16 protein-coding genes (1 of these 16 running past the window's edge) are annotated in these 9831 nt (G+C 69.6%); 9 read left to right on the top strand and 7 right to left on the bottom strand.

Annotated elements, in window-relative coordinates:
- Both SJY11_RS03685 and SJY11_RS03680 read left to right on the top strand, forming a co-directional pair.
- Window positions 1–30, top strand: the 3' end of a protein-coding gene (locus SJY11_RS03685) for a M23 family metallopeptidase (RefSeq protein WP_376985088.1). It extends 1998 nt beyond the left edge of the window; only the last 30 of its 2028 coding nucleotides appear in the window; its start codon lies off the left edge, out of view; it ends in the stop codon at window positions 28–30.
- A 109-nt stretch (window positions 31–139) separates the two neighbouring features.
- Window positions 140–1057, top strand: a complete 918-nt coding sequence (locus SJY11_RS03680) for an AEC family transporter (RefSeq protein WP_376985087.1) — start codon at window positions 140–142, stop codon at window positions 1055–1057.
- Window positions 1058–1063: 6 nt separating this feature from the next.
- Here SJY11_RS03680 and gluQRS read toward each other — a convergent pair whose 3' ends face one another.
- Window positions 1064–1960 (bottom strand): tRNA glutamyl-Q(34) synthetase GluQRS, encoded by an 897-nt coding sequence (gene gluQRS / locus SJY11_RS03675; protein ID WP_376985086.1) that lies wholly within the window; start codon window positions 1958–1960, stop codon window positions 1064–1066.
- A gap of 110 nt (window positions 1961–2070) precedes the next feature.
- Here gluQRS and SJY11_RS03670 point away from each other — a divergent pair, with 110 nt between their 5' ends.
- Window positions 2071–2712, top strand: a complete 642-nt coding sequence (locus SJY11_RS03670) for a DNA-3-methyladenine glycosylase family protein (protein WP_376985085.1) — start codon at window positions 2071–2073, stop codon at window positions 2710–2712.
- Window positions 2713–2719: 7 nt separating this feature from the next.
- Here SJY11_RS03670 and SJY11_RS03665 read toward each other — a convergent pair whose 3' ends face one another.
- Together SJY11_RS03665 and SJY11_RS03660 are read right to left on the bottom strand one after the other, a co-directional pair.
- Window positions 2720–3499 carry an HpcH/HpaI aldolase family protein gene (locus tag SJY11_RS03665; protein ID WP_376985084.1) on the bottom strand — a complete coding sequence of 260 codons (780 nt, stop codon included), beginning with the start codon at window positions 3497–3499 and terminating at the stop codon, window positions 2720–2722.
- A 165-nt stretch (window positions 3500–3664) separates the two neighbouring features.
- Window positions 3665–3988 (bottom strand): DUF1476 domain-containing protein, encoded by a 324-nt coding sequence (locus SJY11_RS03660; protein ID WP_326911037.1) that lies wholly within the window; start codon window positions 3986–3988, stop codon window positions 3665–3667.
- Between the two features lie 90 nt (window positions 3989–4078).
- Here SJY11_RS03660 and SJY11_RS03655 point away from each other — a divergent pair, with 90 nt between their 5' ends.
- From SJY11_RS03655 to purQ, 5 genes are all read left to right on the top strand, one after another.
- Complete coding sequence (locus SJY11_RS03655; protein WP_376985083.1) at window positions 4079–4285, top strand: hypothetical protein; 207 nt, start codon at window positions 4079–4081, stop codon at window positions 4283–4285.
- Window positions 4286–4339: 54 nt separating this feature from the next.
- Window positions 4340–5134 (top strand): phosphoribosylaminoimidazolesuccinocarboxamide synthase, encoded by a 795-nt coding sequence (gene purC / locus SJY11_RS03650; RefSeq protein ID WP_326910935.1) that lies wholly within the window; start codon window positions 4340–4342, stop codon window positions 5132–5134.
- A 17-nt stretch (window positions 5135–5151) separates the two neighbouring features.
- Entirely contained in the window at window positions 5152–5787 is a 636-nt protein-coding gene (locus tag SJY11_RS03645; protein ID WP_376985082.1) for a hypothetical protein, read from the top strand.
- Window positions 5788–5868: 81 nt separating this feature from the next.
- The gene (gene purS, locus SJY11_RS03640) at window positions 5869–6111 is read left to right on the top strand and encodes a phosphoribosylformylglycinamidine synthase subunit PurS (RefSeq protein WP_326910939.1); all 243 of its coding nucleotides are present in this window, start codon (window positions 5869–5871) and stop codon (window positions 6109–6111) included.
- Between the two features lie 4 nt (window positions 6112–6115).
- Complete coding sequence (gene purQ, locus SJY11_RS03635; RefSeq protein ID WP_376985081.1) at window positions 6116–6811, top strand: phosphoribosylformylglycinamidine synthase subunit PurQ; 696 nt, start codon at window positions 6116–6118, stop codon at window positions 6809–6811.
- Window positions 6812–6927: 116 nt separating this feature from the next.
- On the opposite strand, the gene SJY11_RS03630 is transcribed toward purQ, so the two are convergent.
- From SJY11_RS03630 to SJY11_RS03620, 3 genes are read right to left on the bottom strand one after another with little or no spacing between them, the layout of a single operon-like run.
- The gene (locus SJY11_RS03630) at window positions 6928–7566 is read right to left on the bottom strand and encodes a DsbE family thiol:disulfide interchange protein (RefSeq protein ID WP_376985080.1); all 639 of its coding nucleotides are present in this window, start codon (window positions 7564–7566) and stop codon (window positions 6928–6930) included.
- Window positions 7563–7736 carry a heme exporter protein CcmD gene (ccmD, locus tag SJY11_RS03625; protein ID WP_326910945.1) on the bottom strand — a complete coding sequence of 58 codons (174 nt, stop codon included), beginning with the start codon at window positions 7734–7736 and terminating at the stop codon, window positions 7563–7565. Before ccmD ends, SJY11_RS03630 begins: the two co-directional genes overlap by 4 nt.
- A 13-nt stretch (window positions 7737–7749) precedes the next feature.
- On the bottom strand, window positions 7750–8511 hold the full coding sequence (locus SJY11_RS03620; protein ID WP_376985079.1) for a heme ABC transporter permease: 762 nt from the start codon (window positions 8509–8511) through the stop codon (window positions 7750–7752).
- A gap of 329 nt (window positions 8512–8840) precedes the next feature.
- On the opposite strand from SJY11_RS03620, the gene SJY11_RS03615 reads away from it, so the two are divergent.
- Entirely contained in the window at window positions 8841–9083 is a 243-nt protein-coding gene (locus tag SJY11_RS03615; RefSeq protein WP_376985078.1) for a hypothetical protein, read from the top strand.
- A 4-nt stretch (window positions 9084–9087) separates the two neighbouring features.
- On the opposite strand, the gene ccmB is transcribed toward SJY11_RS03615, so the two are convergent.
- Window positions 9088–9756, bottom strand: coding sequence for a heme exporter protein CcmB (ccmB, locus tag SJY11_RS03610; RefSeq protein WP_376985077.1), 669 nt, complete (start codon window positions 9754–9756; stop codon window positions 9088–9090).
- Window positions 9757–9831 lie beyond the last annotated feature (75 nt).

The raw sequence follows: 9831 nt of genomic DNA, 5'->3' as shown, positions 1-9831 counted from the left end.
GCCGGCGGAGCCGTCGCGCAACTGCGCTGAACGCATGACGGGCGGCGTCGCCGCGACTCGATCTGCCTGCAGCGCTTGACTTGCGACGGCTGAGCAGACACGCGCTGAGGCGGTCCTCCTCCTGCGCCGGTGCCGCACCATGCTCGCCGCCCTGCTCGTCGTCCTGCCCGTCTTCGGCCTGATCGCGCTCGGCTATCTGGCGCGCTGGACAAAGCTCCTGCGCGAGACGACGGGCGAGGGCCTCTCCGACTTCGTCTTCGTGCTGGCCGTGCCCTGCCTGCTCTTCCGCACCCTGGCCACCGCCGACGTGCCGCAGACCCAGCCCTGGGGCTACTGGATCGCCTATTTCACCGGCCTCGCCATCGTCTGGGCGCTGGCCATGCTGATCGCGAGCCGCCTCTTCGCCCGCAAAGGGCCGGAACTCGTCGTCTCCGGCTTCGCAGCCGCCCAGTCCAACACGGTCTTCGTCGGCGTCCCGATGATCCTGAAGGCCTATGGCGAGGCCGGCGCCGTGCCGCTCGGCCTGCTGCTGGCGATCCACCTGCCCGTCACGATGACGGTCGCGACGCTGCTGGCGGAAGGTCGCGCGGCCTCTCCCGCGATGATGATCCGGCGACTCTTCACCCACCCCATCATCATCGGCATCATCCTGGGCATGCTGGCGCGTCCGGTCGTCGGGCAATTGCCCGCTCCGTTCTGGACGCTGATCGACCTGATTGCCGGCGCCGCGGTGCCCTGCGCGCTGATCAGCCTCGGCATCAGCATGCGCCGTTACGGGCTGGAGTCCGGGCTCGGGCTGCCGGTGGCGCTGAGCGCGCTCAAGCTCGGCCTGCATCCGCTGATCGTCTATCTTCTGGCGACGAAGGTCTTCGACATGCCGCCGCACTGGTCGGGCGTCGCGGTGCTGTTTGCGGCCTGCCCCTGCGGCATCAATGCCTATCTCTTCGCGGAGCGCTATCGCCAGGGCGTCGCCGACGCCTCCAGCGCGATCACGCTCTCGACGCTGATCTCGCTGTTCACCACGGCCGCCTGGCTGACCTGGCTGGGCGTCGGTTGACGCCGCTCAGCCGAAGCCGAGGTCGTGCCGGATCTGCGCCGCGGTGGCGCCCTCAGCCCTGAGTTCGGCCAGGCTGCGGGAGCCTCGGCTCTTGGCGAGCTTGCGTCCCTCCGCATCCGCCAGCAGGTCGTGGAAATGATAGAGCGGTGTCGGCAGGCCGAGCAGAAGCTGCAGCAGGACATGAATGTCTGTGGCGGCCTCGAGATCGCGCCCGCGCACTACATGCGTCACGCCCTGCAGCGCATCGTCGACGACGACGGAAAGGTGATAGCTCGTTGGGACGTCCTTGCGCGCCAGCACGACATCGCCCCAGCGCCGTGGCTGCGCGACGACATGCGTGACGCCGCCCAAGGCGTCGAAGATGCGATAGGCCAAATCCTCCCCCACCGCCGCCAGCGCGCGCTCCATGTCGAGCCGCAGCAGATGCGGCGCGCCCGAAGCGATCCTGCCCTCCGCCAGCCCCGCATCGAGGCCGCGGCAGCATCCCGGATAGAGCGGCGCACCATCCGGATCGACCGGCCAGGCTTCGCCCGTCTCCTGGGCCCGGGCGGATGCGGCGGCGCGCACCTCCTGCCGCGAGCAGAAACAGGGATAGACCAGGCGACGCCGGCGCAGCTCCTCGAGCGCGACGCGATAATCGCCGAAATGCTCGGACTGCCGCCGGACTTCGCCTGCGAAGGGGACACCCAGCCAATCCAGATCGTCACGCACCCCCTGTTCGAAAATGGGCGTGCAGCGCGCGCGGTCGATATCCTCGATGCGCAGCAGCAGGCGCCCGCCCATCAAGTGGGCGAGGCGCTCATTCGTCAGGGCCGACAGCGCATGCCCGAGATGCAGCCGCCCGTTCGGGCTCGGCGCGAAGCGCAGGACCGGCATTTTGGAGGCAGGAGGCGACGGCGGCATCTGTTCTGTCTAGAAGCACCGGGCGGGGCCGCCAAGCTCGATGGCCGAGCGGCAGGGGTCAGACCATCCTGCTGACAGCCCCGGTCGGCGGTTGCGGGCATCGGGGCAGAATGACGATCATCACCACGACGGCCGATCTCGAAGAGGGCATGGCGGCGCTCTGCGCGCGCGACCCCCGCTGGCTGCCCGTCATCGCGCGCACCGGCATCCCGCCGCTGCGGCGCCGGGAAGGCGGCTTTCCCGGACTGGCCGCCATCATCGTCTCGCAGCAGCTCTCGGTGGCCAGCGCGCGGGCCGTCTGGGCGCGCGTCGAGACGGTGCTGTCGCCACTGACCCCTGAACGCATCCTCGCGGCCGATGACGAGGCGATGCGGCTGTCAGGCCTGTCGCGCCCGAAGCAGAAGGCGATGCGTGCGGTGGCCGCGGCCGTCGTCGAGGGCCGGCTGCGTTTCGACCGGCTGGAGGCCGCGACGGCCGAGGAGGTCCACCGTCATCTCACGGCGGTCCCGGGCATCGGCCCCTGGACGGCCGACATCTATCTGCTGTTCTGCCTCGGCCGTCGCGACGGCTTCGCGCCGGGTGATCTGGCGATCCAGGAAGCCGCCCGGGTCGCCTTCGGCCTGCCGGCGCGGCCGGTTGCCGCCGCGCTCGAGGCGCTGGCCGAGCCGTGGCGGCCGTGGCGCGGCGTCGCCGCGCGGCTGCTCTGGGCCTATTACGCCGTGCTGAAGGCTCGCGAGGGAGTCAACGCCTGAACCCGGGTCAGCGCCCGAGCACCGTGAGCGCGCTCTGCGCCGCGCCGCGCAGGAAGGCCGTATCGCTCATCACCGTGACCAGCCGGGCCCCCATCTCGAGGAACCCCTTGGCGCGCTCGGCCGACTGGGCATAGATCGCGACCGGCTTCCCGACCGACGACGCCCGCGCCACGATATGGCGGATCGCCTCGTCGACCTCGGCCGAGAGCGGATTGACCTCCTTGCCGCCCGAAAGCGCGATCGAGAGGTCGGAGGGACCGACGAAGACGGCATCGATCCCCTCCAGTGCCAGGATGTCGTCGAGGATCGCCATGGCCTCGCGCGTCTCGATCATCGCGAAGGTGAGCGAGAAGCGGTTGGCCTCGCGCAGATAGCCGTTCTGGTCCAGCCCCGAGGCGCCGAGCCCGCCATAGCTGCCCCAGCTCCTCTCGCCCATCGGCGGGTATTTGGCATAGGCGGCGAAGGCGCGGGCATCCGCCATGGTGTTGATCATCGGCGCGATGACGCCCGACACGCCGGCATCGAACAGCCGCGACACGTTCTGGAACTCGCCGACGGGAATGCGCGCCAGGGCCGGCTTGCCGGCGGCGTTGATCAGCGGCACGGCCCGGATGACCTCGCCCAGCGTGATCGGCCCGTGCTGCATGTCGAGGGTGACGGCGTCGAAGCCCTCCTTGGCCAGCACGCCCGCGATCGCGGGGTCCTGAAGCCCGCACCAGGCGGAAACGAGGCTGTCTCCCCGGGCGAGGCGATCGGCGAGGGAGGACAGGACGGTGGGTGTGGCCATGGCGCGTTTCATCCGTTGCGGGCCCCGCTCTTGGCTCGGCCGGCGGGTGCGCCACGTTGGACCGGCCCGGGCCCCAAATGCAAACGGGCGCCCATGCGCCCGCTTCAATCACGCCCTGCGTTTGCGCGGGCTCGGGGGCTCGGGCGCCTCGGGCCCGCGGACCGTTCAGCGACCGGCCTGGATCTCCTCGGCCGCCCGGATCAGCAGTTCGCCCATCACCCGGCGGATCTCGTCGTCGCCGACCGAGACGCCGCCCGCCGCGAAGTCGCCGCTGACCTTGCGCAGCACGTCGTCGTCACCGGCTTCCTCGAAATCGGCCACGACCACCGCCTTCGCATAGGCGTCGGCGTCGGCGCCGTCCTTGCCGAGCTTCTCGGCCGCCCACAGCCCGAGCAGCTTGTTGCGCCGAGCGGTGGCCTTGAAGCGCAGCTCCTCGTCATGGGCGAACTTGTTCTCGAAGGCATCCTTGCGCTGATCGAAGGTCGTCATGCGGTAAAGTCCTTTGCGGGCAGGGCTGGAACGGCTCTGGGAGACACGCCGCCGCCATATAGGATGTCGCGCGGGAACAGACCAGTCCGAATGCGGATGCGGCGTGGCGAGCGCCAGCGGGCGGCGCGAAAAAGCGGCGGCGCGGAGCGGTTTGTTGCGTTTGCGGTGCAGAAGCGCCATATAGCGGGCGCACGGGCGGCCCTGCTGGGCGGCCCGCACATTGAGCCGGCCGGCAGCGCGGTCTACGCTGATTCCAACCTGGTCGGAATCAGCCCGGATTCGAGCTGGACCGGCTGACCAGGGGCCCAGATCCCGCCGCGGGGCGACCCGCGTCCAGAGAAAGGCCGACCTTTGGATTTCCTCAAGCCACGGTATATCCCAATGAATCGCCGCCGTCGCATCTACGAAGGCAAGGCGAAGGTCCTCTATGAGGGACCCGAGCCCGGAACGCTGATCCAGCACTTCAAGGATGACGCCACCGCCTTCAACGCCAAGAAGCATGAAGTCATCGACGGCAAGGGCGTGCTCAACAACCGGATCTGCGAGCACATCTTCTCCCACCTGAACGACATCGGCGTTCCCACGCATTTCATCCGCCGGCTGAACATGCGCGAGCAGCTCATCCGCGAGGTGGAAATCATTCCGCTCGAGGTCGTCGTGCGCAATGTTGCCGCGGGATCGCTCGCGACCCGGCTGGGGCTCGAGGAGGGCACGCAGCTGCCGCGCTCGATCATCGAGTTCTATTACAAGAACGATGCGCTGGGCGACCCGATGGTCTCCGAAGAGCACATCACCGCCTTCGGCTGGGCGACGCCCCAGGAAATCGACGACATCATGGCGCTGGCGATCCGCGTCAACGACTTCCTCTCCGGCCTCTTCCTCGGCGCCGGCATCCGCCTCGTCGACTTCAAGATCGAATGCGGCCGGCTCTGGGAGGGCGAGATGATGCGCATCGTCGTCGCCGACGAGATCAGCCCCGATTCCTGCCGGCTCTGGGACATCAAGTCCAAGGACAAGCTCGACAAGGATCGCTTCCGGCGCGACATGGGCGGCCTCATCGAGGCCTACACCGAAGTCGCCCGCCGCCTCGGCATCCTCGGCGAGAACGAGAAGCCCGGTCCGGCCGGCCCCCGGCTCGTCCAGTAAGCCCGTCGACGGCTGCCATGGATGACGGCTCGCAGCCGCGCCAGATCATCCGACGGGAGCGCCTGCGCTCCCGTTTTCGCATCATGGGCCCGCTCACGGCTGCGCTGATGCTATCCGGCTGCGCAGGCGATTTCGGCACAGGCGTCGCCGAGCTGCCCGCCGCGCAGGGCTGGCAGCCGCTCCCGATCGGCGGCTGGGTGCTGAACGACGGCATCGAGGCGCGCACCATGGTGGTCTGCCCGCGCGAGGCTTGCGCGCAGCAGGGCTTCGCCTCCGTCCTCGCCTTCTCTGGTCGCGAGGCGGACAAGATGGAGCAGGCCCTGCAGGCCGATCCGGAGCGCCTCGCCCGCCTGTTCGCAAAGCCGCCGGCCGATCCCGCGCGAAAGCCGGCCAGGCCGAAGTCCGCCACCGGCAAGGCGGATGCGCGGCCCAAGAGCACGACGCGCGTCAGCCGCTTCGAGGCCGAGGGCGCGAGCGGCCTCCTCGTCGAGATCCGCGCGAGGAAGGCGGGGACCACCGACACCGGCACCAAGAGCGCCGCGACCGCGATCCTGCATGGACGCGAGGGCGACCGGCTCGTGCTCGCCATCGCCGTCTCCGCAGAGGCCGAGAGCGCCCGCCGCGATGCGGTGGCCGCATGGCGCAGCCGCTGATTCACGTGAAACCGGCCATTCCGGTTGAGCCCGGTTCGATTCGCCGTTAAGGCAGCCGCAGAACGCCCTCTGGAGATCGCCATGAAAGCCCGCGTCACCGTCACCCTCAAGACCGGCGTGCTCGATCCGCAGGGCAAGGCGATCGAGGGTGCGCTGAAGTCCCTCGGCATCGACGGCGTCGGCTCGGTCCGCCAGGGCAAGGTCTTCGACATCGAGCTGGCGGGCTCCGACAAGGCCGCCGCCGAAGCGGCACTGAAGACGGCCTGCGAGAAGCTGCTCGCCAACACCGTGATCGAGAATTACCGCGTCGAGATCGGGGCGTGATCCGATGAAAGCCGCCGTCATCACCTTTCCCGGCTCCAACCGCGACGGCGACGTCGCCAAGGCGCTGAAGCAGGCCGGGGCCGAGGTGGTCCATGTCTGGCACGCCGACACCGACCTCCCGGCCGGCACCGATATCGTCGTCCTGCCCGGCGGCTTCTCCTATGGCGACTATCTGCGCACCGGCGCCATCGCCGGCCGTGCCAACATCATGGACGCGACCCGGGCGCACGCCGCCCGCGGCGGCTATGTGCTGGGCATCTGCAACGGCTTCCAGATCGCCTGCGAGGCGGGGCTCCTGCCGGGCATCCTGATGCGCAACGCCGATCTCAAATTCGTGTGCAGGCGCCAGCACCTCAAGGTCGAACGGGCGGACACCGCCTATACCAGCGCCTACGAGCAGGGCCAGGTCATCGACGTCTGCGTCGCCCATGGCGAGGGCAATTATGTCGCCGATCCGGAGACCCTCGCCCGGCTGGAAGGCGAGGGCCTCGTCGCCTTCCGCTATGCCGACGGGGAGGGCAAGGTCACGGCGCAGGCCAATCCCAATGGCTCGCTCAACAACATCGCCGGCATTTATTCGCCCGGCTTCAACGTGCTCGGCCTGATGCCGCACCCCGAGAACCTGATCGATTCGCTGACCGGCGGCACCGATGGGCGCGGCCTGTTCGAAAGCCTGATGGGCGGCAGAAAGGCGGCCTGACCGCGTCATTCCCGGGCGAAGCGGAGCGCAGACCCGGGAATCTCAGGCCGGAAGGCAGAACCGGAGACTTCGCGTCACGTCATGCTCGGGCCAAGCCCGAGCATGACGTCCCTGCTTCACTTGCCCGCCACCGCCCGCGCCAGCAACCGGCCGGCGCTCGCGGCGTCGAGCGGGCCGACATGCTTTTCGAGGATCCGTCCGTCGGCACCGATCACGAAGGTTTCCGGCACGCCATAGACGCCCCATTCGATCGCGGCGCGGCCTGACCGATCGACCCCGACGGCGGAATAGGGATTGCCGAGCGCGCCCAGGAACCGGCGAGCGTTCTCCGCCTCGTCCTTGTAGTTGATGCCGACCACGGCGACGCGCCCCGCCTTGACCTGCGGCGAATCGGCGAGCGCCACCAGGAAGGGATGCTCGACCCGGCAGGGCGCGCACCAGCTCGCGAAGACGTTGACGATGGTCGCGCGGCCGGCCGCGAGCTCGGCCATGCCGAAGGCGGGGACCGGGCGCCCGTCACGCTGCAGCCCCTCCAGCGCGGTGAGCGTCACGGCCGGCGCCGGCTTCCCGATCAGCGCGGAGGGCACCTTGCTGGCGTCGCCGGCGAAGAGTCCGACGAGGAAGACGACCGCCAGCGCGCCGAACAGGACCAGCGGCAGCAGGAACAGCAGCGGCGAGCGGCGGCGCGTCCCCTCCGCCTGGCCCTCGACCTTGTCCTCGGGTCGGCTCCCGGCTTGGCTCTCGAGCTGGCTCATGGCGATTCCCGTTCCGCGCGACGGCCGGCGCCACGTTGCTCGAGCTCGGCCAGCGCCCGCTTCTGGGCCCTGTGATCGAGCAGGACGGACGTCACGAGCCCGCCCAGCACGACTGCGACGGCGGCGTAGGACGCCAGGATGAAGCCGGCATGCGGCCCGAGCCCGCTCATGACCGATCGACCCTCATGCCGGCGCGCTCCCCGCCGCCAGACGGTCGAGCCGCTCGGCCTCCAGGATCGCCAGCGTCCGCACCCGCCGCCGCATGATCTCGGCGCGCATCGCCACCAGATGCAGCGTCAGCGCCATCAGGGTGAAGCCGACCGCCAGGATCAGCAGCGGCCAGAGCATGGAGGCGTGGATCGTCGGCCCGTCCAGGCGCAGCACCGAGGCCGGCTGGTGCAGCGTGTTCCACCAGTCGACCGAGAACTTGATGATCGGCACGTTGACGAAGCCCACCAGCGTCAGGATCGCCACCGCCCGCCCCGCCTGGGACGGTTCGTCCAGCGTCCGCCACAGCGCCATGATGCCGAGATAGATCAGGAGCAGCACCAGCATCGAGGTCAGCCGGGCGTCCCAGACCCAGTAGGTCCCCCACATCGGCTTGCCCCAGAAGGCGCCGGTGAGCAGGCAGATCAGGGCGAAGGCCGCACCGATCGGCGCCGCGGCCTTCTGCGCGACATCCGCCAGCGGATGCCGCCAGACCAGCGTCCCCAGCGCCGAGAGCGTCATCATCGTGTAGAGCATCATGGCGAGCCAGGCGGCCGGCACATGCACGAACATGATGCGGATGGTCTCGCCCTGCTGATAGTCGGCGGGCGCCACGAACCAGGCGAGATAGAAGCCCACCGCCAGCAGCGCCCCCGCCACGCCCGTCGACCAGGGCAGCAGCACGGCGGAGAGGCGCATGAAGCGCGTCGGATTTGCGAGATCGATCAGGCCTGCCATGTCATCGCATCATGCTCGGAGCCTGCCCCCAAAGCGGCCGACGCAGCCTTATCAAGGCGCGCCAGCCGCAGCAATCCGCTTGCCGGCCATGCGACATCGGGACGTCCGGCTCTTCCGACATCCGGCCGTCGGCGCCTGTCGGACGGGCTCGCCCTGTCCCGATGACGCCCCCCGGCGTCCAACCCGGGATCGGCTCAAAAAACCGGCGGCCGTGCCGATCACTCTTCATGCGACGGCTAAGGGACTGAGGCAATTGATATATCGTCGACGCACGGTTGTCCGGTTCTGATCCGGTTGTTAGGCTCGGCCAACGTCGGAAAGGACTGGTCATGACGCGGCACCTGCCGGAGGACATCCTGCGCGAGGTCGAGACGGCGGTTCGTGCCAAGGCAGGCCAGTCGCGCGTGCTCGATGTCGATGCGACGGCGAAAGAGATTATGGGCCGCCATGGCTGGCCGGATCTCGAGATCGGCACCCTCGCCGCCAGTGTCGCGCGCCTCGCCAGCCGGTATGGCTGCGCCGTCCAGCTCGGTGGCCAGCGCGCCGACAGCGGTCGCAACACGGCTTGCTGACGGGCTACTGCGACTGCCGCAGCGCTGCCGCTGCAGCCAGCGTCCCGACCACGATCGCCGCCAGCGACAGCGCGCACAGGATCAGGAACGGCGTCGCGAACGGAATCGTCCCACCCAGCGCCGCGTTCGACGCCGAGACCCCGAAGATCAGCACCGGCACCGTCAGGGGCGCCACCAGCACGGGCAGGATCAGCCCGCCGCGCCGCAGGCTCGCCGTCAGCGCCGCCGCGCCCGCCCCGATGAAGCTGAGCGCCGGCGTGCCGACGAGCAGCGTCGCCGCGACCGGCAGCATCGCCCCGCCCGGCAGCGCCACCAGCAGGCCCAGCAGCGGCGCGGCCAGCGCCAGCGGCAGTCCCGTCGTCAGCCAATGCGCCAGCCCCTTGGCCAGCACGGCGAGTTCCAGCGGCAGCACGGACGCCCGGATCAGGTCGAGCGAGCCATCCTCTTCGTCGCCCTGGAACAGCCGATCGAGCCCGATCAGCATCGACAAGAGCGCACCCAGCCACAGGATGGCGGGGCCGATCCGCGAAAGCAGGTTGAGATCCGGCCCGAGCGCGAAGGGCACGAGCACGACGATCGTCAGGAAGAAGACCAGCGCGAGCTCGCCGCCGCCGCCGGCCCGGGAGGCCAGGGCCAGGTCACGCTTCAGGATGGCGAGGAAGGCGGACGTCATGGCCTCCCTCCCGTCATTGCGAGGAGCGACAGCGACGAAGCAATCCAGGAGCCATGGAGCGCGGCGTCTTCCCGG

Origin of the sequence: Allobosea sp. R86505, from assembly GCF_042466375.1 — a bacterium.
In the GTDB taxonomy this organism is placed as follows: domain Bacteria; phylum Pseudomonadota; class Alphaproteobacteria; order Rhizobiales; family Beijerinckiaceae; genus Allobosea.
The sequence above is the reverse complement of the archived record's forward strand: the minus strand, read 5'-3'. Positions and strand labels throughout refer to the sequence as shown.